We start from the raw sequence: 25,232 nt of genomic DNA on the forward strand, positions 1-25,232 counted from the left end.
GAAGCGAGCCCTGAGATGAGTCATCCCTGACCCCTTGAGGGTCCTAAAGGGCCGTTGGAGACCACAACGTTGATAGGTGGGGTGTGTAAGCGCGGCGACGTGTTGAGCTAACCCATACTAATTACCCGTGAGGCTTAACCATACAACACCCAAGAAGTGTTCTAAGGCTTGTAGCGAATGAACGAACTACTCAAATTCAGTGGTAATGACAAAGCAAACTAGCCAAGTCGTTACTCACGTCAGCTTTCTGGATTAAGAATTTGCCTGGCGGCCATAGCGCCGTGGAACCACCTGATCCCATGCCGAACTCAGAAGTGAAACGCGGTAGCGCCGATGGTAGTGTGGCATTCGCCATGCGAGAGTAGGACACTGCCAGGCACCCAATTTAAGAACCCCGCTCAATGAGCGGGGTTTTTTATTGCCTGGAAATCAGAAAGTAGCCTGAAAATTGGCCAGTGTTATCCCCTCCTTCCCCTGAATTCCTGATCATCCCATCAGTTTTACTCATAAAAAACGGCCCTGGCTGCGTAAAATGGTGCTTTATCTGGTCGGAGATAGCCCATGTTTTGTCCAAAATGTGGTTGTCAAACCTTGCAGAGCATCAGCCCCAAAGAGTTTCGCTGTGGCTGCGGTTTTCATTTTTTCCAAAATGTGGCGACGGCGGTGATGGTAGCGCTTTGCTGGCAGGATGAGGTGCTGGTTGCGGTGCGTGCCCGAGATCCGGGCAAGGGGTTGCTGGATCTGCCTGGCGGATTTGTCGATCCCGGCGAGTCGCTGGAGGGGGCACTTGTGCGCGAGTTGCAGGAGGAGCTGGGGCTCGATGTCAGCGCTCATCCTTGTACCTATCTCGGTTCCTTTCCCAATATCTATCTCTACGATGGCATCACCTATCACACCTGTGACACCTTTTTCGCTATCAAGCTGAGTGAAAAACCGTTCATCCAGCCGGCTGACGATGTGGCCGCCTGTCAGTGGCTGAAGATCAGCGATATTCCCTTGCCCCGCTTTGCTTTCGAATCGACGCGCACCGCGGTGGCGCGGCTGCAGCAATCCTCTTTGCAAGCCTGATCCCTGCTGATGACGATGGGGATTGGCAGCGACCATCCCTGTCTCATCCTTGTCCACTTTTGTCCCGCAGACGCCATTCGTCAGACGGTGAGTGGTATAGTCAGCAGTGGATCCGGATTCAAGGAGCATATCGTGAAGAAGATAGTTCTCATCTTGCTCGGCATCGCCGTGGCAGCCTTGCTGGCCATAGTGACGTTGATAAGCCTTATCGACCCCAATCAATTCAAGCCCCAACTGGCTGAACAGGTGCGCAAGAGCACGGGTCGGGAGCTGGTGATGGCGGGGGAGATTGACTGGCGTTTCTGGCCGAGTCTCGGCCTCTCGCTGGAGAAGGTCGCTCTGCGCAATCCGGCCGGTTTTGCCGAGCCGGATCTGGTTCGTTTCGAGCAGGGCGAGGCCTCGGTGGCCCTGTTGCCGCTGCTCTCCCATCGTCTGGAGATCGGCAAGGTGACCCTGAGTGGCGCCCATCTCTTTATCCAGACCAAGGCGGATGGCAGCTCCAATCTGAGCGGACTGCTCAAAGATGCCACTGCTGATGCAAGCGAACCGGTCGTTCCCGCAGCCCCAGCGCCAACCGCTGATAGCAAGCCCTGGCAGATCAGCTTGCAGGGTGTCGCGCTCTCCCAGGCCAGTGCGCTGGTACAGGATGATCGCAGCGGCACGTCGCTGCGACTGGATCGCCTCGATCTCGATATGGGGCAACTGGCCACCGGTCAGTGGGTACCCGTGACGCTGGCCGCCAAGGGGAGTGCCGACAAGCTCGCTTTCGACGTTAAAGGGCAGACCCAGATCAAGCTGGCGCAGGAGGTGATGGCGAGTGAGCTGAAAGATCTGAGCCTCAGCGGCAGCCTGAGTGACCCGTCTCTGCGACTCGACAGTTTCTCCATCAAGGGAGACCGACTGGCCCTTGGTGAGTGGAGCAACCTCACGTTGGCGCTGAAAGGAGCCAAGGGTGAGGGGCAGCAAGCTTCACTGGCTGGTTCGCTGGAAGGAACGCTCAAGGGACGGCTCGATAAAGAGATGAAGCTGGCCGAGCTCTCCGATGTGCTGCTGACGGCTGCGCTGGAAGGTGATGCGCTGCCGCGCCCGCAGATGAAGCTGAAACTGGCCGGGTTTGCCCGTGCCGAGCTCGACAAGGAGTTGATTACCCTGAGCAAGCTGGTGATGAGTGCTGATGAGGCGCTGCTGAGTGGTGATGGAACCGTGCAGCTTGGCGCTGTTCCCTCGATCAGCTTCGATCTCAAGGGGGAGAAGCTGGATCTCGACAAATGGCTCGCCAGATCGGCACCGACCACACCAGCGCAGGCGAGAGAGGACAAACCAACGGTCGGTGCTTCCAATACCGCTGCAACTGGCGATAAAGAAGCAACCGGCAAGAGCGAAGCCCTCTCCGCGGTTGAACCGGATCTGGGCGCGCTCAAAGGTGTGGATCTGGATGGTCGGTTGCAACTCGGTAGCCTGCGCCTGAAAGGGCTGGATCTCGGTACTGTCGATCTGCAGGTGGTTTTGGCCAAGGGACTGCTGACGCTCAAACAGTTCAGCGCGACCGTGGCGGGCGGTCAGGTAAGCGCGAAAGGGGTTCTCGACGCACGCCAGCAACCCGCCACCTACAAGGTGCACAAGCAGGTGGCCGGAGTGAACATTCGTCCCTTGCTGCAGACTCTGGCCCAGAGCGATCTGCTGGAGGGTAAGGGCGATCTCGATGTGCAGGTGCAGGGGCGTGGTCTCTCTCCTCTGGCACTGCGCAACGGAATGCAGGGCAAGGTGACCTTGAAGCTGAGCGACGGCGCCCTGCACGGCATCAACCTAGCGGAAATGATCCGCGAGGCGCGGGCCACCCTCACCGGCAAGGGGGCCGAGCAGGTGAAGGAGGCGCGCAAGACCGACTTCAGCGCCCTCACCGCCAGCTTCCAGATTGCCGACGGCATCGCCCGTAGCAACGACATCCAGCTCTTTGCCCCCGCCTTGCGGGTCAAGGGCGAGGGGCAGACGGCGCTGGTGCTGGAGAGCCTCGACTTCCTGTTCCTCACCTCCATTGTCGAGAGCAGCAAGGGGCAGGGGGGCAAGGATGTGGATGAGCTGAAGGAGATCACCATTCCGGTGCGGATCGGCGGTCACTGGCAAGCCCCCAGCTACCAGCTCGATGTGAAGGCGCTGCTTAGCAACAACAAGCTGCTGGAGGATAAGGCGCGCAAGGAGGCCGAACGCGGCCTCAAGAAGCTGCTGGGGGACAAGGCCGACAATGAAGCCGTCAAAGGTGTGGCTGACCAGCTGCTCAAGGGATTGTTCAAATAGCCCCAGCCTTTCGTTTTATCCCCATGCAGAGCCCGCCCCGTGCGGGCTCTTTCTTATTGTGGAGACCGTTCTGTGAGTGTCGTATCGGACTAGGCATTTGCCTGGCAACTCTATAGGGAAGGGCCCGCCTGAATTGCTTCAGGCGGGCCCTTTTTCATTGCCGCTGGCGGGAATTACTCCCCCAGCAGGGTTTGCCAGACGCCGAGGACATGGCTGCGCTCACTCTGCAGCTGATCGTCGCTCACCTTGCGGGAGATCTCCGAGAGGTTGAGGCGATGGCCGAGGTTGCGGATCTCCAGATAGGCGTGCTTGAGCCCCTCCGCCTGCTCCAGCGTGAGTACCCCCGCCAGCACGCACTCATCGAAGATGCGCACGTTATCGGACCAGCGGGTGAGCGCCTCGGGTTCACCGCAGGCGTGGGCCAGCACCAGGTACTGGGCGATGAACTCGATGTCCACCATGCCGCCGGGGGACTGCTTGAGGTCGAACTCGCCGGCGCCCGCCTTGAGCAGGTGATCCCGCATCTTGTGGCGCATCTCGCGCACCTCGCGGGCCAGGGTCGGCAGTTCGCGCTCCTTGGCCAGCACGGCGCGGCGGATGCGGGCAAACTCGGCAACGATGGCGTCATCGCCATAGATGGGGCGGGCCCGCACCAGTGCCTGATGCTCCCAGGTCCAGGCCTCGTTTTGCTGATACTGCTCATAGGCCGAGAGGGACGAGACCAGCAGGCCGGAGTCGCCGGAGGGGCGCAGCCGCATATCGATCTCGTAAAGAATGCCGGACGGGGTGCGGGTGCTGAACAGGTGCAGGATCCGCTGTGCCAGACGCAGGTAGAACTGGCGGCTGTCGATGGGTTTGCGGCCATCGGTGTAGCTGTTGGGGTCACCGCCGTGCAGGAACACCAGATCGAGATCCGAGCCGTAGCCGAGCTCGATGCCGCCCAGCTTGCCATAGGCCACCACCGCGAAACCGCGCTGGCCGCTGGTTGCCACCTCGGGCGGCACCCCGTAGCGCTCGCTCATCTGGGCCCATGCCTGATTGACCACCTCTTCGGTGATCGCCTCCGCCAGCCAGGTGAGGTGGTCGCTCACCTTCATCAGCGGCAGGGCGCCGGCGATGTCGGCCGCCACGATGCGCAGCAGCTGCACCTGCTTGAACTGGCGCAGCGCTTCCATCTGCTGCTCCACGTCCTCTTCGGGGATGCGCAGCAGGAACTGGCGCAGCTGGGGCTTGTACTGATCGAGCGGGGTGGGGTGGTAGAGGTGCTGGGGATCGAGCAGCTCATCCAGCAGGATAGGGTAGCGGGCCAGCTGTTCGCTCACCAGATGGCTGGCGTCGCACAGCCGCACCAGCTGGCGCAGGGCGCCCGGATTTTCCGCCAGCAGTTGCAGATAGGCGCTGCGGGTGAAGATGCGGGTCAGCAGCTCGCATACCCGCTCGAACAGGCGGGCGGGTTGCTCACTGGCGACCACCAGCCGCAGCAGCTCCGGCATCAGCCAGTCCAGCGCGATGCGCCCCTGCGGCCCCACCTGACGGCGCTTGTACTCCTCCTTGAAACGCAGCAGGGCACCGCAGAGCGGGGCTGGCTCGACGACCCCTTGAGCAGTCAGCAATTTTTCCAGCTCGGCGGCGTCGAGCTCGGTGCGCCAGAGATCGAGCCAGAGCTGCTCCAGATGGGCGGGTGCCTCTTTCTCTTCCCCCACCACGGCGGCGAACTCCTGATGGACGGCGGCCATCTCCTCATCCAGATAAGCCATAAAGGTGCCCCAGTCGGCAAAGCCGAGGGCGGCGATCAGCCGCTGGCGATCCCGCTCCTCGGTGGGCAGGGTCTGGGTCTGTTGATCGCCGATCTCCTGCAAGATGTTCTCGACCCGGCGCAGGAAGCGGTAGGCCGTCAGCAAGCGGTCGCAATGGGCGGATTCGAGGGCGCCACATTGGGCGATGGCGGCCAGCGCTTCGGGCAGGTGACGCACCCGCAGCGCCGGCTCGCGCCCGCCTCGGATCAGTTGCAGCGCCTGGGCGATAAACTCCACTTCACGGATGCCGCCAGCCCCCAGCTTGATGTTGCCCTCCAGCCCCTTGCGGCGCACCTCGGCGGCGATCATCGCCTTCATCTGGCGCAGGCCGTCGATAACGCCAAAGTCGATATAGCGGCGAAACACGAAGGGGCGAAGCATCTCGGCCAGCTCCACCGCGTGCTCGCACTGGGGCCCCAGTACCCGCGCCTTGACCATGGCGTAGCGCTCCCAGTTGCGGCCGTGGTGCTGGTAGTAATCCTCCATGGCGGCGAAGGAGATGGCGAGCGGCCCCGCATCGCCAAAGGGGCGTAAGCGCATATCGACCCGGAACACCTGACCATCCTGGGTGGGCTGGTGGAGGGCGTTGATGATGCGCTGGCCCAGCTTGATAAAGAACTGCTGGTTGGCGAGCTCGCGTCGCCCGCCAACCGTGTAGCCGTTCTCGGGGAAGGTGAAGATAAGGTCGATGTCCGAGGAGAAGTTCAGCTCGCCGCCCCCCAGCTTGCCCATACCGAGGATCAGCAGCGGTTGCGGGTTGCCATTGCCATCCATCGGGGTGCCCAGCTCGCCGCACTGTTTGGCGTAGAGCCAGTCGCGGGCAGAGCAGATCAGCGTATCTGCCAGCTTGGTGAGGTGGATAAAGCTCTCTTCTACTTCAGCGTGGCCCAGCAGCTCGCGCCAGGCGATCACCAGCATGCGGCTGCGGCGGAACTGGCGCAGGATGCGCTTGAGCGCCTCTTCATCACTCACCTCGGCGAGCAGGGCGGTCAGATCGCTCTGGTAGGCGGGCCAGCGCTCGGAGCGCTCCAGATCCCCGGAGGCGAGCAGTTCGGTCAGCAACTCCGGCTGTTTGAAGAGGGAGTCGGCGACAAAATCGGAGAGGCCGAGCAGGGTCAGCAGGGGCTGGCGAACGGGCTCGGGCAGCGAGCCATAGTCGGGGGCCAGCTCGACCAGCCGCTGCCACTGGCGCTCGGCCTGTTCTTGCAGCAAGGGCGGGAAAGCGGTGAGTGATGGGGAGATTGATGCGGAGATTGATGCTGAGGGAGAAGCAAAATGCTGGGCCACGGTTGCCGTCCTTGTGGTTCACGACAGGTGGTTAACGACATGGGGTTAACGAAACTGCCGGTTCAAAATGGTGGCTGCCAATCTAGCACTGTCAGGCCCCCGCGTCACAGCGCAGGGGCGAGAAGCATGATCCGGCAAATAAAAATGGGCTCCCTGTCGGGAGCCCATCGGATTGCGCTGGTCATTATCAGTGGCCGTCTACCCAGACGAACTTGAGCACGAACAGCAGGGCAACCACCAGCACGCAGGGGTTGATCTCGCGCCAGCGGCCGGTACCTGCCTTCATCACGCAGTAGGAGATGAAGCCCACGGCGATCCCCTCGGTGATGGAGAAGCTGAACGGCATCATCACCGCGGTCATGAAGGCTGGTACCGCTTCGGTCAGATCTTCCCACTTCACCCGGGTCAGCTCGGAGCACATCAGCACGCCCACATAAATGAGGGCGCCAGCGGCGGCGTAGGCCGGCACCATGGCGGCGACCGGAGAGAAGAAGATAGCCAGCAGGAACAGGATGCCGACCACGATGGCAGTCAGACCGGTACGGCCGCCGACGGCAACGCCGGAGCTGCTCTCGATAAAGGCGGTGACCGAGGAGGTGCCCATGAAAGCGCCGCCGACGGAGCTGACGCTATCGACCATCAGCGCCTGTTTCATGCGCGGGAAGTGGCCCTTGTCATCGGCCAGCTTGGCGCGGTTGGTGACGCCGATCAGGGTGCCGGAGGAGTCGAACAGGTTGACCAGCATAAAGGAGAAGATGATCCCGGCGAGGCTGATATCGAGCGATCCCATCAGATCCAGCTGGCCGAACACCGGCTCGATGCTGGGAGGCATGGAGACAAAGCCCTTGAAGGTGACATCGCCAAACAGCCAGCCCAGACCCGTGGTGACCACGATGGCGATCAGCACGGCGGAGTGGACGCCGCGGGCGGAGAAGATGCAGATCAGGAAGAAACCGAGCAGCCCCAGCAGGCAGGGCAGGGAGGTGAGATTGCCCACTGTCACCATAGTCGCGGGGTTGGCCACGACGATCCCTGCGTTGTGCAGGCCGAGCAGGGCGATCAGCAGACCGATACCGGCGGTGATGCCGACCCGCAGAGTAAGCGGGATGTTGCCGATCAGCCAGTAGCGCACCCGCAGCAGGGTGAGGATCAACAGACCCATGGCGCCCCAGAAGATGGTGCCCATGCCCACTTGCCAAGAGTAACCCATGCCCGCGACCACCACGAAGGCGAAGAAGGCATTGAGGCCCATGGCGGGGGCCAGCGCGATCGGCAGGTTGGCCAACAGGCCCATCAGGATGCTGCCGATACCGGCGATGAGGCAGGTGGTGACGAACACGGCCTGGGTGTCCATGCCCGCAGCAGAGAGGATCTGCGGGTTGACGAACACGATATAGACCATGGTCAGGAAGGTGGTGATACCGGCGATCACTTCGGTGCGGGCGGTAGTGCCATGGCCTTGCAGGGCAAACAGGCGCTCAAGCAATCCTTGCCCGGCGGCCTGATTGGCAGCTTGGTGTTGTTGATTCATGTTGGATTCCAATAGGTGACGTGAAATAAGCAGCAGGGGAACGGGCTATCCCATCCATGCGGGGTAAATTGCCCTGTTTCTGGCGGTTAAGTAACCAGACTCGTCCTGATACCGTGACAGCGCGCACATTTTTACACAGGCGGCGCCGTTTACAAACCCCGGATCTGCGAAGCAGATCAATGAATAGAGTAAAAATTCAAACGTTTGCTTTTTGAGCATGAAAAAAGGTTCTCAGCAGAGAACCTTTTATCGAAAATTGGAGGCTTAAAGGGTTTTGAAGTAGCGCTCGACCAGCTGGGCCAGCACCGAGTCGAGCCGGTCTTGCACTTCACCCAGTTCACGGCCGAAGCGGCGCAGAAACAGGCTTGCCTGCTCTTCGGTCAGCTTGCGCCCCTCGATAAAGAACTCTTGCTCCGGCAGCTGCTTGTCATAGCGGGGGATCAGCACCCAGCTCACCAGCTCGGGCTCCACGGCGGCAAAAATCTTGGCAGCAGCGGCACAGAAGGTCTCTATATGTGTCTTGCCATCCGGCCCGAGACAACCCGGTTCAACCCGGATCTGGATGGTGAGTTTTTTCTCTATGGGGGTCGTCATCGTGCTACATCCATGCAAAGGCATCCGTCTAGGATTGTAAGCCAAAAGACAACAGAAAGGGGAGCCGGAGCTCCCCTCAACACGCAGTCAGCCTTATTTGGCGATGCGCTTGTACTTGGCGCGATGGGGCTGGATCGCCTCGGCGCCGTAGGTCTTCTTCTTCCACTCTTCGTATTCGGTAAAGTTACCTTCGAAGAACTCGATCTTGCCCTCATCCTGATAGTCCAGGATGTGAGTGGCGATACGGTCGAGGAACCAGCGGTCGTGGGAGATGACCATGGCACAACCCGGGAACTCCAGCAGGGCGTTCTCGAGGGCGCGCAGGGTTTCGATATCCAGATCGTTGGTCGGTTCATCCAGCAGCAGCACGTTGCCGCCGGTCTGCAGCAGCTTGGCTAGGTGCAGACGACCGCGCTCACCACCGGAGAGTTCGCCAACCCGCTTCTGCTGGTCGGAACCCTTGAAGTTGAAGCGGCCGATATAGGCGCGGCTCGGGAACTCGTAGTTGCCGATGCGCAGGATATCCTGACCGTCAGCGACCTCTTCGAAGACCGTCTTCTTGTCATCCATGCTGTCGCGGAACTGATCGACAGAGGCCAGCACCACGGTTTCACCCAGGGTGATGGCGCCGGAATCCGGCTGCTCCTGACCCGACATCATGCGGAACAGGGTCGACTTACCGGCACCGTTCGGGCCGATGATGCCGACGATGGCACCCTTCGGAATGGCAAACGACAGATCGTCGATCAGCACCCGATCACCGTAGGATTTGCGCAGGTTGGCCACTTCCACCACCTTGTCGCCGAGGCGCGGTCCGGGCGGAATGAACAGCTCGTTGGTCTCGTTGCGCTTCTGGTAGTCGTTGGTGTTGAGCTCTTCGAAGCGAGCCATACGGGCCTTGGACTTGGCCTGACGCCCTTTCGGATTTTGACGAACCCACTCCAGCTCTTTCTCGATGGACTTGCGACGGGCCGCTTCGGAACTGGCTTCCTGCGCCAGACGGGCGTCCTTCTGCTCCAGCCAGGAGGAGTAGTTGCCTTCCCACGGGATACCCTCGCCGCGGTCCAGCTCCAGGATCCAGCCTGCCACATTGTCGAGGAAGTAACGGTCGTGGGTGATGGCCACAACAGTGCCTTCATAGTCGTGCAGGAAGCGCTCCAGCCAGGCCACGGATTCCGCATCCAGGTGGTTGGTCGGTTCGTCCAGCAGCAGCATGTCCGGCTTTTCCAGCAGCAGACGGCAGAGCGCCACACGGCGGCGCTCACCACCGGAGAGGTGTTTGATCTTGGCATCCCAGGCCGGCAGGCGCAGGGCATCGGCCGCGCGCTCCAGCTGGTTTTCCATGTTGTGGCCGCCCTGGGCCTGGATGATGGCTTCCAGCTCGCCCTGTTCGCGGGCCAGCTTGTCAAAGTCGGCATCCGGGTCGGCGTAGGCCGCATAGACCTCGTCCAGACGGGCCATGGCGCGCTTCACCTCGCCAACGGCCTCTTCGACTGCTTCGCGTACGGTCTGCTCCGGCTCCAGCTTCGGCTCCTGCGGCAGGTAGCCGATCTTGATGCCGGGCTGCGGACGGGCTTCCCCTTCGATCTCGGTGTCGATGCCCGCCATGATGCGCAGCAAGGTCGATTTACCGGCGCCGTTCAGACCCAGCACGCCAATCTTGGCGCCCGGGAAGAAGCTCAAGGAGATGTTCTTGAGAATATGACGCTTGGGCGGCACTACCTTGCCGACCCGGTTCATGGTGTAAATAAATTGAGCCATTGGCTAATTCTCTTCCTTTTCAGCAGGTTAATGTCTTGGCATTAACAGACTGATGTCGTGGTGGGGCCTGGTCGACACAGGTCAACCCGGTTCCAAAAAACGTTCCGATTGTAAACCAATGGGCAAGGGGGGGCAAAGATGGGGAAGATAGGCCGCCTGTCATGACGGCCTCTTATAGGGCCTTATGCCTTGTGGAAACTGTTGATCAGAGCGTTTGCGTAATCAATGACAAATTGCTGGCAGTGGATGGCAGTCTGCGGGTCAAACTCTTCACCGTGGAGATCGGTATTGGAGAGTACCCGGATGCCGACAAAGGGTACCTTGTAGGCCTCAGCCACTAGGGCGGCGGAGGAGGTTTCCATCTCTTCCGCGGCGGTCTGGTAGGTCTGATGCAGCCAGTTGATGCGCGCTACCTGTCGGTTCCACTCATCGGCGGTGCCAATGATGCCGCCTACTACTCGGCCGTGGCGATAGCGATCGGCCATACCGAGGGCGCGGCCAATCAGCTCGGGATCGCCAGCGAACGAGCTGTGCTCCACCAGCTTGCCGTTATCGCGCAGACGCATGGTGACCTCGAAGTTGTGCCATTTGCTCGGATCGACGCCTTGCTCGGCGGGCATCAGGTCACTGCGATAGGCTCCCATGTTGAAGCTCTTGGTGCCGATAACGATATCGCCCCGGTGCAGTGCCGGATCATGGCCTCCTGCCGTACCCTGATTGATGATGAGACGCGGCTTGAAACGCTCAATCGCCAACGTGGTGGCGGCAGCGGCATTGGCCAGACCCACCTCGGTGCGGGAGATGACCACCGGATAGTCCGAGATAGTACCCTGCCAGTATGTCCAGGCCCCCACAGTCAGCTCCGTCTTGTCTTTCAGTGCGGCAACGAGAGTTTCGACTTCGACGTCCATCGCCCCCTGGATCAGGATGGGGGCCGGGGTGGCCGCCATCACGCTGGAGGAGAGGAGGGCAAAGAGGGTGAGCAGGCGCGAACAGCGTTTGATGATATTCATGGGATACATGTAGGGCTGGCGAGAAAGCGCCGGATCCTACCGAAAGGAAAACGGTTGCGCAATGTTGGTGCGTGTTTTGTCAGTAACGGACATGCTGATGAATGGCCTCAGGGCTGCTTGTGGCCAGCGAAGTAGAGCACCCGTTTTACATACTCCTGTGTTTCGTCATAGGGTGGGATCCCGCCATAGCGTTCCACCGCTTTTTCCCCGGCATTGTAGGCTGCCGAGATCAGTACCCAGTCGCCATCGAAGCGGCGATCCAGCCATTTGAGATAACTGACGCCACCCTTGATGTTCTGGGCTGGATCGAATGGCCGGGTTACCCCGAACCGTTGCTGGGTTTCGGGGATCAGCTGCATCAGCCCTTGGGCATTCTTGGGGGAAACGGCACGGCTGTTGAGATTGGATTCGGCGATGGCAATCGCTAGTACCAGCCGGGCATCCACCTTATGGTGTTTGGCGGCGTGACGCAGCATGGTGACCAGCTTCTGTTTGCCCGGTGACTGGCGTGCCAGATATGCCTCGACATTGAACGGTGTGCTGGGCAAGGCGGAATAACTCCCTTGTCCGCCGCGCATGCCGACACCGCACTGATCGCCCATGGGGGCATTGCCGACCCGCGGGTTGTAGTAGCGGCTGGCCTGCTGGTTGCCAAGGCGCATTGCCATGGCGAGATAACTGTTAGCCAGCTTGGCGCTGCGCACCGAGGCTGGGCCGGTGGCGAGCAGGCGACCGATCCGGAAATATCCTTCCGGGTTGCCGGTACTGGCGGCCACGCAATAGAGGGCGATGGCTTTTTGCAGATGACCGTGTTGCTGGGCAACTTGACCCTGCTTGATCGCTGTTAGCGCCTTGGGAGCCTGTCTGAAATCCCTGCCTTGTGCCATCGCCCGCGGCGTACCTGCCAGTAACAACGACAAAAAAAGCAGCAAAAACAGTCCGTTTTCGCTGATGTGCCCCATGGGTTATCTCCTGTTTGAGTACAGAAGATATAGAGGAACATGGCTGCTATCGCCACGAACCCAGTGGATCCTGTTGTTATAGCCGGTTGATTTCAGAGAGCAAAACGGTATGGAACTAACGGCATCTCGACAGTTTCACACCATTTTTCATCCGGTTAGAAGTCGTGGTGATACTCCTGCTCATCCAGCACGGCGGGAGGAAGCGTGCGATAGAAGCTGCCAATTTCACTGACAACCCAGAGCGAAAGCAGGGCCAGCAGGCTGAGCAGGGGAAGCAGAGAGTGGCTCTGGGTCAGGGCATAGGCCGCAATGGCGGCACCGGTCAAAAGCAGGGTTCGGATCATGAGGTGGCTCCTTGTCGTCATGGGGGTGTTGCGTGGCCACGGACAGAGCGCCTGGGGTCGGGAGTTGTTCCCGGGTGGCACGAAGCGCGCTGAGTATATCGCGTCATGCCGCTGCCGATCCGTGGTGTCATCACACTTTCCATAGTCATGGGTTTCGTATCGAGTTGAGCCCCGCCAGATGCGGGGCCAGTAATGGTTTGACGGTCAGAAGAAACCGCCGTTGTTATCGTCACTGTCGGCCCAGCCGCCACTCAGGTTATCGTCGTCGAGAAAACTGCTGCCAACATCGGGAGGTGAATCCCAGCCGTCCCAGCGTACCGGTTCCGCATCGACCGGATTGGCGATGGGCGCTGGCTCTATTATGTCGATGATCTCCTCGGGCCGGTTGCTGTGAAACAGTCCGCCGATCATATCGGCCAGCATCACGCCACCGGCAACCCCGGCTGCGGTTTGCAGGGCGCCCCCTAAAAAGGAGCTGGCACGGGACGCGGGCTGGGCAGGCGCGGTTGCCGGTGGCGGCGTAAAGCGCGGGGGCGTGCTGCTCTCGCTACCAAACAGGCCGGAGAGAAAACTGCCGCCGCTCGAACTGTTCTGGCTGGCCTCCAGCTCCTTGACTCGATCGTTGAGGCGGGTAAGGGCTGCCTGCTGAATTAGCAGCGCCTGGGCCATGTAGTAGGGGGCATCGGGCTGCTGGGCCAGATGCTGGCGGATCAGCTGATCCGCTTGTGGGTCTCGCTTGCTATCCCTGGCTTGCGCTTGCTTGAGGCGGTCGAACAGTCCATCGATCAGACCCTGTTCCTGTGATTGCATCTCAAATCCTCGCTATGGTGCGCAGACAGTGCGTTCAGCCATCCTAAAACCCGCGGGGCATCAGTGGTATCTGATTAACTCATCAATGACCGAGGGGCTATCGCGCTCGTCAGCGGGCGGGCCGGTAGTAGTCGAGATACCAGCGGACAAACTCGGCAACACCTTGCTTGAGGGGCGTAGTGGGGCGCAGGCCGGTGAGGGTGTGTAGCGGTTCGCTGTCGGCCCAGGTGGTGTGCATGTCACCTGCCTGCATCGGCAGCATCCGCTTGATGGCGGGCTTGCCGATGGCCTCTTCCAGTGCCTCGATAAAATCGAGCAGCCGCACCGGCTGGCCGTTGCCGATATTGAGGATGCGGTAGGGAGCTGCGCTCTCGGCCGCGCTCTGCTCGCTGGCGTGCCAATCGGAATTGGGGCGGGGCGGCTGGTCGGCCACGGCTAGGATCCCCGCGACGATGTCGTCGATAAAGGTGAAGTCGCGGCTGAGATCGCCGTGGTTGTATACGTCGATAGGCTCTCCCGCGAGGATGGCGCGAGTGAACTTGATTATGGCCATGTCGGGACGGCCCCAGGGGCCGTAGACGGTAAAGAAGCGCAACCCTGTGGTGGGCAGGCCATAGAGCGCCGAGTAGGCGTGGGCCATCAGCTCGCCGCTCTTTTTGGTCGCAGCGTAGAGGGAGACCGGATGATCCACCTGCTGCGCGGTGGAGTAAGGCATCTGATCCCCCATGCCATAGACCGAGCTGGAAGAGGCGTAGATGAGGTGCTGGATCCCGTGCTGGCGACACCCCTCCAGCACCGTCAGCATGCCGGTGAGGTTGCTGTCGGCGTAGGCAAACGGATTCTCCAGCGAGTAGCGTACCCCCGCCTGAGCCCCCAGATGGATCACGCGCTCGAAACCATGACGGGCAAAGAGAGTAGCCATCGCTTCGCGATCCGCCAGATCGACCCGTTCGAAGTGGAAATGGGGATAACTGGCCAATTGTGCCAGCCGCGCCTCTTTCAGACTCACCTCGTAGTAGTCGTTAAGGTTGTCGATGCCCACCACCTGATGACCCGCCGCGCAGAGCCGGCTGGCCACATGAAAACCGATAAAGCCGGCAACACCGGTGACCAGATAGGTCATGGTTGGGGTCCTGTGCAGATCATGGGGCTCCTGACAGTGATGAGAAAAGGGGGTTGCGCGCTTTGTAGCAGAGCCGGCGCGTTTGCGCCATGGCAAACCGCCTCTGTCGGCGCGGCATGCTGCATCTTGGTGCAGCGGGTGTCAATGCCAGATGACAGGCACCAGAATGGGGCGTTCAGCCTGACTGTTGTGATCCTTTTCACAAAAAATAGACTGGACCCCATAACGAAGCCCTGTGGACAGGGCTCGCAGCCCGCCCGCAACGGCAGGCGACAGACACTCTCTCTTTACTTCGCTTGGATACAGGTTATGGACAACACCTCGATTCGCACTGCTCATCCTATTTATGAGGATGTGCTGGCCCTGCTGACGGCGGCCGGCTTTGTTTCCCTCGGCATCTTTCTGTTTCATCAGGTTGGCCTGCTCACCGGCGGGACTGCCGGGCTGGCGCTGCTGCTGCAAAAGGTGACCGGCATCAGCTTCGGCCTGCTGTTTTTCGGCATCAACCTGCCCTTCTATGCGCTGGCATGGCTGCGGATGGGGCCACGTTTTACCTTCAACACCTTTGTCTCGGTGGCGGCGGTCTCCTACATGACAGATCACCTCAACGGGGTGTTGCAGATCGGCAAGATAGAGCCCCTCTATGCGGCGCTGATCGGCGGTACCTTGATTGGCATGGGGCTGCTCATCATGTTCCGTCACAAGTCGAGTCTGGGGGGCTTCAACATTCTGGCGCTCTTTATTCAGGATCGCTTTGGCATCCGGGCGGGCAAGCTGCAGATGGGGCTCGATTGCGCCATTGTTGTCGCCTCGTTTTTCGTGGTGCAGCCCTGGATCCTGGCGCTTTCCATCGTGGCGGCGGTTATCTGTAATCTGGTGTTGACACTCAACCACAAGCCGGGCCGTTACCAGATTGCCTGACAAGCGGTAGCCGTGACCCGATAAGACAAGAGTGACCCGATAGCACGAGGCGGCCTGATGGCCGCCTCGTCTGTTTCTCCCCTGGTGTTTGTTCGCTGCGCCTAGCTCGCCTGTTCCAGCCTGCTGTCGCCGCTCATGGCGTTGCCGCTGATAGCGTGACCACCGACGGCGAGCGGGGTGTGGCAGGCCACTTGATGATGGGCCTCATCACACGCCTCAAGCTTGGGTGCCTTGCTTTTGCACAACTCGGTCGCATGGGGGCAGCGCTGGTGGAAGTGGCAGCCGCTTGGCGGCGAGATGGGGGAGGGCACATCGCCGGTCAGCAGAATGCGCTGACTGCGCCTGCGCGGGTCCGGTACCGGAATGGCAGAGATCAGCGCCTGGGTGTAAGGGTGGCGCGGCGCCAGATAGAGCGACTGGGCATCCGCCAGCTCGACGATCCGTCCCAGATACATCACCGCGATGCGATCCGAGATGTGTTTGACCACCGACAGATCGTGGGCGATGAAGATGATGGAGAGGTTCATCTCCCGCTGCAGGCTGAGCAGCAGGTTGACGATCTGCGACTGCACCGAGACATCGAGGGCCGAGACTGCCTCGTCGCACACCAGCAGCTTGGGCTTGAGGGCGATGGCGCGGGCGATGCCGATCCGCTGGCGCTGACCGCCGGAAAACTCGTGGGGGTAGCGATCCACCGCACTGCCCGGCAGGCCCACTTTTGCCAGCAACTCCTGCACCCAGCCGCGGCGCTGCTCAGTGTTGCCTTTACCGTGGATGATAAAGGGCTCCTCCAAAATCTGGCCCACGGTGTGGCGGCTGTTGAGGGATTCTGCAGGGTCCTGAAACACCATCTGCATCTCCTGACGCAGGGAGCGCATCTCCTTCGGGCTGAGGACGGTGATGTCGCGCCCCTCGAAGGTGATGGTGCCTGCGGTCGGCTCGAACAGCTTGAGCAGGCTGCGCCCGAGGGTGGACTTGCCGCAGCCCGACTCACCCACCAGCCCCAGCGTCTCCCCCTGCTTGAGATCGAAGCTGATGCCATCCACCGCGTGAACCTTATATTGCTTGCGCAGGAAGCCGCCTCCCAGCCGGAAGTGCTGTTTCAGATCCCTGACCGATAACAGAGTGCTCATGGGGTCAACTCCTTCCAGTAGTGACAGGCGACATGGTGGCGCGGATTGAGTTGCTCCACCGCCGGAATGGCGCTGATGCAGAGATCGGTCGCATGGGGGCAGCGGTTGGAGAAGCGGCAGCCTGCGGGCATCTCGTGCAGGGCTGGCACCTGTCCCTTGATGGTCTTGAGCAGGCTCTTGGGCTCATCCTCCAGGCGCGGGATCGAGCTCATCAGGCCGTGGGTATAGGGGTGACGGGGATGGTCAAACAGTTCGAACACATCGGCCTGCTCCACCGCCCGCCCGGCGTACATCACCACCACTTCGTCGCACAGCTCTGCAACCACCCCCAGATCGTGGGTGATAAAGATGATGGCCATCCCGGTCTGGGCCTGCAGCTCTTTCATCAGTTCGAGGATCTGGGCCTGAATGGTGACATCCAGCGCCGTGGTCGGCTCGTCGCAGATAAGCAGGTCTGGCTCGCAGGAGAGCGCCATGGCGATCATCACCCGCTGGCGCATACCGCCGGAGAGGTTGTGGGGATAGACAGCAAAGCGCTGGGCCGGTTCCGGGATCCCCACCTTCTGCAGCATGGCGATGGCCGCGGTTTTGCGCTGGGCCTTGTCGTACTCGGGGCGATGAAGGCGAAACACCTCCATCAGCTGCTCACCGACCGTCTGCACCGGGTTGAGGGCCGTCATCGGCTCCTGAAAGATCATCGAGATGCGGTTGCCGCGCACCTTGTACATCTGATCCGGCGCAAGCGACAGCAGCTCTTCCCCCTGAAAGCGGATAGAACCGGCTACCACCTGACCGTGGGGTTTGGGCAAGAGCCCCATGATGGCGAGCGAGGTAACGCTCTTGCCACAGCCGGACTCGCCGACGATCCCCAGCGTCTGACCCGGTGCCACCTTGAAGCTGACCCCGTCGAGCACCTTGATCTTGCCGTCATCGACGGCGAACTCCACCTCGAGATCGCGTACTTCGAGGATTGGGGCTTGGTGCTGGCCGTGATCAACGGCGAACTCCCCCCCGTTATCCGGTACGTCAAGAATGGGGGCCTGGGTGTTGGGCATAACTGCTGCTCCCTTCGCAATGGCCTGAATATCAATGACGTGCATAGGTCTTGTCGAGCAGGTTGATGGGCGCCAGCGCCTCCCCTGCCTCCTTGGCGTTGCGGGTCTCTTCCTTCACCTTGGGATCGAGCCAGAGCAAACCGCCGCTACTGTGAGGATAACCGTCCATCGGCCAGTAGAGCAGATCCGGTGTGTTCTTGGTGGCAGGCACCTCCGGCAGCATCACATAACGCCAGCTGCTGGCCCGCACATAGTTGAGCTGCACCCCAGGCACGAAGATGGCGAGATCATAGATGCGCTGCTGGATCTGCTGGGAGAGCTTGGCCCGTTTGGCCATGTCGAATTCGACGTTGTAGGCATCGATCAGCGCGTCGAGCTCCTTGTCCGCTACGTTGAACAGGTTGTTGGTCTGCGGTTTGTTGGCGTTGGCGGAGTGGAAAAATTCCCAATATTGCGGATAGAGACCGCCGCCGCCCCAACCGAGCCAGGCCGCCTCGTGTTTCTTCTCCAGCATCACCTTGAAGCCGGTGGCGCCATCCACTAGGTTAAGCTCCAGATCGAGACCCGCTTTCTTGGCCTCTTCTTTCAGCACAGTCAGTCGCTTGGAGTGCTCCTGACTGGTGTAGGTGAGCGCTAGTGTCAGCCGCTCACCCTTCTCATTTTGCAGGATGCCGTCCGGCCCCGGCTTGTTGTAGCCGCCCTTGGCAAAGTACTCCCGCGCCTTACCGATGTCATAAGCCCGCTCCGGCAACGTGATGTCGGTGAATTCGCCAAAGCCCGAGTCAAAGGTGGTGGCTCTGTCATAGTCGCCGCGCAGCACGGTCTCGATCATCTTGTCGATGTTGAAGGCGTGCTGGATGCCGAGGCGCACGTTTACGTCCGCCAGCTTGGGGTTGGCCACATTGAGGTGCACCCCCTGACCGCCCTGTTTGGTGTCGGTCATGGCCATCACCTTCTGCACGTAGCCTTTTTTGTACTCCGGGGTGACCGCTTTTTCATGCCACCAGTTGGGCAGGATCATCTCGAAGGTATCGATCTCCCCTTTCAGGAAGTGGCGGAAGGCGATGTTGTGGTCGCGGATCACCTGCACCTTGATGGTGTCGATGTTGAATCTGTACTGGTTGTAGCGATCATCCTTTGCCCACCAATCCTTCTGCTTGCTGAAGGTGACCGACTTGCCCTTCTTGACGTCGCTGATCACGTAGGGACCTGTGGTGGGCACCACGGCCCAGTTGTACTGCTTCACCCAGTTGGGGGTCAGCTTGTAGTAGTGTTTGGGCTGGGGCCACAGCTCGGTGGTGTTGAGCAGGTCCATCTTGGCCTTGCGGTTGCCCGCTTTGACCATAATGGTGTGATCATCGATCTTCTCTACCGCTACCACTTCAGTGGTGTAGTAGTTGTTGAACCAGGGCCCCTTGATGTGTTTGGAGCGCATCATCTCGTAGCCGAAGGTGTAGTCGTCAGCATTGACCGGCTTGCCATCCGACCATTTGGCTCGCGGATCCAGCTTGAAGTAGACGGTCTGGCTGTCTGGCGCGATGGCCCAGTGGGTCGCCAGCGAGGGGATGGGGTTGCCGGTATTGGGGTGGAAGCTGATGAGTCGCAACTGGTTATCGAGAATAAAGGAGCGGAACGATCCGTTGGAGTCAGGCCCCACGGTGCGAAACGTCAGCGGAAAGCTCTCCACAAACATATTGAGGCTGCCGCCCGACAGCGCCTTGGGGGAGGCGAACACAGGATCCGTGTCGTTGGTCTCCCATTTGAGATCCGCGGGCAGGCTGGCCGCCCAGACCCAGGATCCGTTTACCAGCACAAAGAGAGCACCTATCCATTTGATTTTATTTTTCATGTTTGACTTCCAGGTCTGGCCCCTGCACTGGGGGTCTTGATTGATAACGGGATTATCCCTTGCTCCCGGGACCGCCGATGGCGGCGGCCCGTCCTTCATTAATCACTGTTCGTTACCCGGCACCTGCCGATGCGCTGGCATCGGCTGGCTTATTGGTAACGGGTAAATATGCGCGGATCGAACGCCTCGCGGATCGCCTCACCGATAAAGGAGACCATGATCAGCACCAGACTCACCGCGGCCACCACCGAGCTGACGATCCAGATGGCATCCAGATTGTTGATGCCCTGGGAGAGCAGCTCCCCCCAGCTCGGGGTCGGCGGTGCCAGCCCGAAGCCCAGATAGTCGAGGGCCGTGAGGGTGGAGATATTGCCCACCACGGCGAATGGCGCCAGGGTAACGATCATCATCAGGGTGTTGGGCAGGATGTGGTTGAAGATGATCCGCCCGGTGGTCGCCCCTTGCGCTCGCGCCGCCATCACATAGTCTCGCGCCCGCTCCTTGTAGGTGAGGGTGCGCATATACCAGGTGATCCCCATCCAGCCGAACAGCACGTTGATGGCGACAAACAGGCCGAAGTTGGGCTTGGCCAGCGACACCAGGATCATGATGACGTAGAGAAACGGCACCTGGGACCAGATCTCTATAAAGCGTTGCAGAATGAGGTCAAAGCGGCCGCCGAGAAAGCCCATCAGACAGCCGATGGTGACCCCGATGGCGTAACTGGCCGCCAGCGCGATAAAGGCAAAGCCGATGGCGATGCGAAAGCCGTAAACCAGTCGCGCCAGCACGTCGCGGCCGCTGGTGTCGGTGCCGAGGAAGTGGCGCTCGGCCGCGCTGGGGGCGTAAGGCGGGTAGGCATCCTCCTTGAAATCCTGCTCGTAGGGGTTCCAGGGCACCGGCGGCAGCAGCACCCAGTCGCCCTGGCCCTCTGCGGCAAATTTGGCCTTGAGCTGGCGGTAGTTGGTCTCGTATTCGTAATCGAGCCCGAACTGCTGACCGGGGATCACATCGCCATAGGTGGGGAAGTGCAGCTGGCCCTGATAGCTCACTATCAGCGCCCGGCTGTTGACCAGCAGCTCCGCCAGCAGGGAGAGCAGCACCAGGGTGGTGAAGATGATGAAGGAGTAGTAACCGCGCTTGATCGATTTGAAGCGCTTGAGTTTTTTCAAGGTAACCGGATTGAGCTTCATGGTCAGTCTCCAAACCGCACGCGGGGATCAACAAGGGCAACACAGATATCGGAGACGATATGGCGTGATATCAGCATCGGCATGGCAATAGAGGTCTGGTTCATGGTCAATCTCCAAACCGCACACGCGGATCAACCAGGGCAACGCAGATATCGGAGACGATATTGCCAATCAGCATCAGCATGGAGGTGATGGCCAGAATGCCCATGACGGTGGGGTAATCCCGTTCGACGATCGCCTCGTAACCGAGCAGGCCGATGCCGTCGATGTTGAAGATGGTCTCGATGAGGAAGGAGCCGCCAAAGAAAACGGTAAGCACAGACCCCAGGTGGCTGGCGATGGGGATCAGGCTGTTGCGCATGGCGTGGTCGGTGACCGCCTTGCGAAACGGCAGTCCCTTGGCCACGGCGGTACGCACATAATCGGCCGACAGGTTCTCCATCAGGCTGTTTTTCATGGTCATGGTGAGGATGGCGAAATCGCCGATGGCGTAGGCGATAAGCGGCAGCAGGGCGTGGGCAAAGACAGTGCGGATCTGATCCCAGCTGCTCTCCATGTACTCAAAGTCGTCTCCCGGAAAACCGCCCATTGGCAGCCATTCCAGATGGAAGGCGAAGACGGTGATGAGGAAGATCCCCACCACGTAGGCGGGCAAGGCATAGGCCATGTAGATAAGCATGGAGCTCAACGAGTCGAAGCGGCTGTTGTGCCTGAGCGCCTTCGCCACCCCCAGTGGAATGGAGACCGCATAGCTCAGCAGAAAGGTCGCCAGCCCGAAGAAGGCGGTGACCGGGAGCCGATCCTTGATGAGATCCCACACCGGCTCGTAGTAGCGGGTCGATTCGCCCAGATCGAGTACCGCCAGCTTCTGCAGCCACTCCCAGTAGGCGACCAGCATGGGCTTGTCGAGGCCATAGAAGGCCTTGAGCTCCTCGATCTGTTCATCGGAGAGGGCCTGCGCCCCCTTGCTGCCACTGGAGCGGCCAGATTCATTCTGGGAAACCTGGGCTTGCAGCAGCATGCGTTCGACCGGTCCGCCCGGCACGAAACGGGTGATGGTGAAGACGAGCAGGGTGATACCGAGAAACGTCGGGATGATCAAAAGCATCCGGCGTAGGAAATACGACAGCATGGTGGAACCTCGTCCTTGTTGTTCTTTTTTGCGGCCAGTCAAATCCGGTGACGGGCCTGTCCTTCCTGGCATTACGCGCTGGATTGGTTGCCAAACAGCAGACAATCCGCTTGGCCACTGTAAAAGCTCTGCAACAAAAATCAAGTACAAGGAAATGGAAAACTGGGACAAATGACCCGCTGAGACCAAAAGCACCGAAAAATGACGTTTTTTATCTGAAAAGTGAAAATCAAAACAAAACGCTACTGCTCAACATTATTTTAAAAAATATAAACAGCTGTTTGTTTGAATCTTGTTTTTGTTTATGTGATTGAATTTTAAGTGCTTTTATTTCTGCTGTCAAAGAAGGGAAAACGATATCATCTCGACAAATTTATCTATCTCCCCCATCGGAGTGGTCAGTCACAATAATAATTAAAATAGAGTTTTATTCTTATTTTTGCCAATAAATCGAAATAAGATATAAAGAGACAACACGTAAACAAATAAGTTCATCAACTTTTAATTCAGCGTCTTTTACATGTTTTAACAACGATTTCACATTGCGCGGGATGTTTTTGGCAGAATTATTCACTAATTATGCCGGTCAAAATTAATACACTCCGCTTATTCCACATCTCACCCTCCCGATCCCCCCACTCCATTGACGTCGCCAGTCAAAGATTGATAAGCCTTACGCATCGCTCCAAAGAGGGCGGTATCAGGAAGCAAACAATAAACAACCAGGAAGGATATAAGCGATGCTTAGGAAGAGCAGAATCTCTGCTGCGATTGCGTTCGCCTTGGCGAGCCTTGCGGCGGCCCCATCCGTATCTGCCGAAGAAGGGCAGAACGTCGAAAAACTGCAGAAAATCAAAGTCACTGGCTCCCGTATCTCTCGTGTTGATGTTGAGGGGGCGACTCCGGTTGTCTCTGTCAGCAAGGCCCAAATTGAACAGTCTGGCCAGCAGACTGTGGCTGATTATCTGAAACAGGCCTCCTACAACTCCTTTGGTGGTTTCTCTCCATCCTCCGGTAGCTCAGCCCAGTCACAAGCCACCGTAGGGCTGCGTGGCCTTGGTGAAGATCGCACACTGGTGCTGCTCAATGGCAAGCGTATCGCCGGTTCTCCCTCCATGGGGGGCACCGCCATCAACCTCAACACCATCCCCATGGCGGCCGTTGAGCGGGTGGAAGTGAACCTGGACGGTGGCTCTGCCCTGTATGGTTCTGATGCCATCGGTGGCGTTATCAACGTGATCCTCAAAGAGGGTTTTGAAGGTTTGTCATTCCAGGGGCGCGTCGGTTCACCGACCGAGGAAGGTGGTGACGAACAGAGTGGTTCCATCGTCAGCGGTATTTCGGGTGAGAAAGGTTCCCTGATGATGGTCTACGAGCATGATGTGAAAGACGAGATCTATTACAAGGATCGTGACTATCTGGCCAAGCAGGGGGCTGAGTCTCCTAGCCTCTATGGTCGCAATATCAAGGGAGTAGACGCGGCAACTGGCAAGACCGTAACCCGTACTCTGAATGGGGTCGACTGTGAAAGCACCGGCGCCGGTTTTGTCACCAAGGGTACGGCTTGCCGCTTCGACTTTGCCCAGGTCGCAGCCAAGACCGCCTCGCGTACTCGCGACACCGTCTATGTCAACGGCCGCTACCATATCAACGACAATGTGGATTTCGTGCCACAGATGATTGGTTCCCGGGTCACCAGTTTTGGTCGTTTCGCCCCTGCTGCAGGTGCCTTCACCGTGGATGGCTCCACCCCTGAAAGCGCTGCAGTCCTGTCTGCCAACAACTTCAGCACCGCCAAGGCTGCGACGGTTTACTACCGCTTCAACAACGTCGGTCCCCGTGACAACGAAGTGACCGACTTGACCGGTACTCTGAACCTGGGTTTTGAAGGGGTGGTTCCGACCGAGGCGGTTGGCGATCTGGAGTGGAACGCCGGTTACATGTACTCCAAGACAGATAACCAGAGTATTGGTAATGGCTATGTATTGGAGCCGGCGGTTCAGACTCAGGTAAACAGTGGAAACTTCGTCAACGGCAGCTTCTCCGCTGATGCCACCAAGGATCTCTCTTATACCACCAGCCGCAACTCCAAGATGGATTTCTTCCAGTGGTATGGCGGTCTGGGTTGGGAGATGGGCGAACTGCCTGCTGGCCCGGTCAGCTGGTATCTGGGTGCCGAGTATAACGATTGGGTTTACTCCGACACCTACGACAGCCAGTCCGAAGCGGGTAACGTACTGGGTTCATCCGGCAACTCCGGTAGCGGTGTGCGCGATGTGTTTGCCACCTACATCGAGAGCCTGATCCCCATCACCGAGCAGATCGAGCTGAACCTGGCGGGTCGTTACGACAAGTACAGCGACTTTGGCAGCGCCTTCTCGCCCAAAGCGAGTCTGCGTTATCAGCCACTCGACCAGCTGATGTTCCGTACCTCCTGGTCCCAGTCTTTCCGCGCGCCGGGTCTGAATGATCTCTATGCGGCGGATGCCCAGTCAGCGGACTTTGCCAAGGACTATGTCTACTGCCAGGCCAATGGTATTGCAAACTGTTCCGAAGAGCAGTACGAGACAACGCGCCAATCCAACAAGAACCTGAAGGAAGAGACCGCCAATACCTTCACTATCGGGGCGGCCTACAATCCGCTGGACAATCTGAACCTGTCGCTCGATTACTACTACATCAAGATTGATGACGTGATCCAGTTGGCTACCACCCAGACCCAGTTCTATCAGGAGCTCAATACCGGCAGCAACCCGAACGTCATTCGTGACGCCAACGGCGATGTCGAGAAGGTCTATGCCGGCATGGTCAACTTGGGGCAACTCAAGACCAGTGGTATCGACTTCAAGGCGGACTACAAGTACGACTTCAACTCCTTCACCCTGCGTTACGACTTTGGCAGCAGCTACATCCTGAAATATGAGGAAGGTCTGTTTGCTGGTGGCCCAATGGTTGACAAGAAGGGCTGGAATGGCAAACCCGATTTCCGTTTCAACTCCGGGATCGGTGCCAACTTCCCACAGCTGTGGAATCTGGATACCTACCTGAGCACCAACTATATCGACTCCCAGAGCCAGGACTATGTGGATGACAAGGAAGAGGGCCATATTGCTTCCAACACCATCTGGAATCTGAACGTTGCGGTCGATACCAGCTGGAATGCCAAGATCCAGACCGGCGTGAAGAACATGTTCAACCGTGGACCTTCCCTGTCAAATGATGGTTACACCTACGATGAATACCTCTACAGCATTGACGGACGGGTCTACTACATCGACTACACCCAGAAGTTCTAATCAACCCCGTTGATATACAACCTCAGTCGGCCCGGTCGGGCCGGCTGTGCCCAACGTCCAAGGAAGTTA

The 25,232-nt window shown here is 59.3% G+C and carries 18 protein-coding genes and 2 rRNA genes; 6 read left to right on the forward strand and 14 right to left on the reverse strand.

The genetic code is table 11. From position 1 onward, the window contains the following. The 4 genes from G5533_RS08145 to G5533_RS08160 all read left to right on the forward strand — a co-directional run. Positions 1-142, forward strand: a 23S ribosomal RNA gene (locus G5533_RS08145); the annotation flags it as partial. A gap of 121 nt (positions 143-263) precedes the next feature. Continuing rightward, positions 264-378, forward strand: a 5S ribosomal RNA gene (gene rrf, locus G5533_RS08150). A gap of 183 nt (positions 379-561) precedes the next feature. Further along, positions 562-1,068: an NUDIX hydrolase gene (locus G5533_RS08155; protein WP_128815396.1), complete on the forward strand. Its 507-nt coding sequence runs from the start codon at positions 562-564 to the stop codon at positions 1,066-1,068. Between the two features lie 132 nt (positions 1,069-1,200). Continuing rightward, positions 1,201-3,363, forward strand: coding sequence for an AsmA family protein (locus G5533_RS08160; protein ID WP_421255693.1), 2,163 nt, complete (start codon positions 1,201-1,203; stop codon positions 3,361-3,363). A 173-nt stretch (positions 3,364-3,536) separates the two neighbouring features. Here G5533_RS08160 and glnE read toward each other — a convergent pair whose 3' ends face one another. The 9 genes from glnE to G5533_RS08205 all read right to left on the reverse strand — a co-directional run bounded on the left by glnE (position 3,537) and on the right by G5533_RS08205 (position 14,584). Then, the gene (glnE, locus tag G5533_RS08165) at positions 3,537-6,446 is read right to left on the reverse strand and encodes a bifunctional [glutamate--ammonia ligase]-adenylyl-L-tyrosine phosphorylase/[glutamate--ammonia-ligase] adenylyltransferase (protein ID WP_441254689.1); all 2,910 of its coding nucleotides are present in this window, start codon (positions 6,444-6,446) and stop codon (positions 3,537-3,539) included. Between the two features lie 187 nt (positions 6,447-6,633). Further along, positions 6,634-7,977 carry an NCS2 family permease gene (locus G5533_RS08170; RefSeq protein ID WP_441254690.1) on the reverse strand — a complete coding sequence of 448 codons (1,344 nt, stop codon included), beginning with the start codon at positions 7,975-7,977 and terminating at the stop codon, positions 6,634-6,636. A gap of 264 nt (positions 7,978-8,241) precedes the next feature. Beyond that, positions 8,242-8,571 carry a hypothetical protein gene (locus G5533_RS08175; protein ID WP_216951990.1) on the reverse strand — a complete coding sequence of 110 codons (330 nt, stop codon included), beginning with the start codon at positions 8,569-8,571 and terminating at the stop codon, positions 8,242-8,244. Positions 8,572-8,664: 93 nt separating this feature from the next. Next, positions 8,665-10,332, reverse strand: coding sequence for an energy-dependent translational throttle protein EttA (gene ettA / locus G5533_RS08180; RefSeq protein WP_005338959.1), 1,668 nt, complete (start codon positions 10,330-10,332; stop codon positions 8,665-8,667). A 182-nt stretch (positions 10,333-10,514) separates the two neighbouring features. Beyond that, entirely contained in the window at positions 10,515-11,345 is an 831-nt protein-coding gene (locus tag G5533_RS08185) for a phosphorylase family protein (protein ID WP_216951989.1), read from the reverse strand. Between the two features lie 107 nt (positions 11,346-11,452). Beyond that, a complete protein-coding gene (locus G5533_RS08190; protein WP_441254691.1) occupies positions 11,453-12,307 on the reverse strand; it encodes a lytic transglycosylase domain-containing protein in 855 nt (284 codons plus the stop codon). 155 nt (positions 12,308-12,462) lie between these two features. Beyond that, on the reverse strand, positions 12,463-12,651 hold the full coding sequence (locus tag G5533_RS08195; protein WP_042054915.1) for a hypothetical protein: 189 nt from the start codon (positions 12,649-12,651) through the stop codon (positions 12,463-12,465). Positions 12,652-12,855: 204 nt separating this feature from the next. After that, on the reverse strand, positions 12,856-13,461 hold the full coding sequence (locus tag G5533_RS08200; protein ID WP_421173205.1) for a DUF2076 domain-containing protein: 606 nt from the start codon (positions 13,459-13,461) through the stop codon (positions 12,856-12,858). Positions 13,462-13,570: 109 nt separating this feature from the next. After that, positions 13,571-14,584, reverse strand: coding sequence for an NAD-dependent epimerase (locus G5533_RS08205; protein WP_441254692.1), 1,014 nt, complete (start codon positions 14,582-14,584; stop codon positions 13,571-13,573). Between the two features lie 309 nt (positions 14,585-14,893). Between G5533_RS08205 and G5533_RS08210 the strand changes: the two genes are divergently transcribed. Then, the gene (locus G5533_RS08210; protein ID WP_005349421.1) at positions 14,894-15,505 is read left to right on the forward strand and encodes a YitT family protein; all 612 of its coding nucleotides are present in this window, start codon (positions 14,894-14,896) and stop codon (positions 15,503-15,505) included. 101 nt (positions 15,506-15,606) lie between these two features. Here the strand turns inward: G5533_RS08210 and G5533_RS08215 are convergent, their stop codons facing one another. The 5 genes from G5533_RS08215 to G5533_RS08235 form a co-directional block, all read right to left on the reverse strand. Further along, positions 15,607-16,638 (reverse strand): ABC transporter ATP-binding protein, encoded by a 1,032-nt coding sequence (locus G5533_RS08215; protein ID WP_441254693.1) that lies wholly within the window; start codon positions 16,636-16,638, stop codon positions 15,607-15,609. Next, positions 16,635-17,693 (reverse strand): ABC transporter ATP-binding protein, encoded by a 1,059-nt coding sequence (locus G5533_RS08220; RefSeq protein WP_441254694.1) that lies wholly within the window; start codon positions 17,691-17,693, stop codon positions 16,635-16,637. Before G5533_RS08220 ends, G5533_RS08215 begins: the two co-directional genes overlap by 4 nt. A gap of 31 nt (positions 17,694-17,724) precedes the next feature. Continuing rightward, positions 17,725-19,542: an extracellular solute-binding protein gene (locus tag G5533_RS08225; RefSeq protein ID WP_421255687.1), complete on the reverse strand. Its 1,818-nt coding sequence runs from the start codon at positions 19,540-19,542 to the stop codon at positions 17,725-17,727. Between the two features lie 149 nt (positions 19,543-19,691). Further along, a complete protein-coding gene (locus G5533_RS08230) occupies positions 19,692-20,735 on the reverse strand; it encodes an ABC transporter permease (protein WP_421255686.1) in 1,044 nt (347 codons plus the stop codon). Positions 20,736-20,841: 106 nt separating this feature from the next. Then, positions 20,842-21,867, reverse strand: a complete 1,026-nt coding sequence (locus tag G5533_RS08235) for an ABC transporter permease subunit (protein WP_005349436.1) — start codon at positions 21,865-21,867, stop codon at positions 20,842-20,844. A 740-nt stretch (positions 21,868-22,607) separates the two neighbouring features. Here G5533_RS08235 and G5533_RS08240 point away from each other — a divergent pair. Next, on the forward strand, positions 22,608-25,163 hold the full coding sequence (locus G5533_RS08240; protein WP_216951982.1) for a TonB-dependent receptor: 2,556 nt from the start codon (positions 22,608-22,610) through the stop codon (positions 25,161-25,163). Positions 25,164-25,232: the final 69 nt, after the last annotated feature.

Origin of the sequence: Aeromonas sp. A600620, assembly GCF_029479985.1 — a bacterium.
GTDB classification, from domain to species: domain Bacteria; phylum Pseudomonadota; class Gammaproteobacteria; order Enterobacterales; family Aeromonadaceae; genus Aeromonas; species Aeromonas veronii_A.

Bases quoted from the DNA above. Each gene is read 5' to 3' on its own strand.
- G5533_RS08230 (WP_421255686.1), bottom strand. From the start codon at position 20,735: ATGAAGCTCAATCCGGTTACCTTGAAAAAACTCAAGCGCTTCAAATCG.
- G5533_RS08240 (WP_216951982.1), top strand. From the start codon at position 22,608: ATGCTTAGGAAGAGCAGAATCTCTGCTGCGATTGCGTTCGCCTTGGCG.
- G5533_RS08185 (WP_216951989.1), bottom strand. From the start codon at position 11,345: ATGAATATCATCAAACGCTGTTCGCGCCTGCTCACCCTCTTTGCCCTC.
- ettA (WP_005338959.1), bottom strand. From the start codon at position 10,332: ATGGCTCAATTTATTTACACCATGAACCGGGTCGGCAAGGTAGTGCCG.
- G5533_RS08200 (WP_421173205.1), bottom strand. From the start codon at position 13,461: ATGCAATCACAGGAACAGGGTCTGATCGATGGACTGTTCGACCGCCTC.
- G5533_RS08235 (WP_005349436.1), bottom strand. From the start codon at position 21,867: ATGCTGTCGTATTTCCTACGCCGGATGCTTTTGATCATCCCGACGTTT.
- G5533_RS08205 (WP_441254692.1), bottom strand. From the start codon at position 14,584: ATGACCTATCTGGTCACCGGTGTTGCCGGCTTTATCGGTTTTCATGTG.
- G5533_RS08175 (WP_216951990.1), bottom strand. From the start codon at position 8,571: ATGACGACCCCCATAGAGAAAAAACTCACCATCCAGATCCGGGTTGAA.
- G5533_RS08210 (WP_005349421.1), top strand. From the start codon at position 14,894: ATGGACAACACCTCGATTCGCACTGCTCATCCTATTTATGAGGATGTG.
- G5533_RS08225 (WP_421255687.1), bottom strand. From the start codon at position 19,542: ATGAAAAATAAAATCAAATGGATAGGTGCTCTCTTTGTGCTGGTAAAC.
- G5533_RS08190 (WP_441254691.1), bottom strand. From the start codon at position 12,307: ATGGGGCACATCAGCGAAAACGGACTGTTTTTGCTGCTTTTTTTGTCG.
- G5533_RS08170 (WP_441254690.1), bottom strand. From the start codon at position 7,977: ATGAATCAACAACACCAAGCTGCCAATCAGGCCGCCGGGCAAGGATTG.
- G5533_RS08195 (WP_042054915.1), bottom strand. From the start codon at position 12,651: ATGATCCGAACCCTGCTTTTGACCGGTGCCGCCATTGCGGCCTATGCC.
- G5533_RS08155 (WP_128815396.1), top strand. From the start codon at position 562: ATGTTTTGTCCAAAATGTGGTTGTCAAACCTTGCAGAGCATCAGCCCC.
- G5533_RS08220 (WP_441254694.1), bottom strand. From the start codon at position 17,693: ATGCCCAACACCCAGGCCCCCATTCTTGACGTACCGGATAACGGGGGG.
- G5533_RS08215 (WP_441254693.1), bottom strand. From the start codon at position 16,638: ATGAGCACTCTGTTATCGGTCAGGGATCTGAAACAGCACTTCCGGCTG.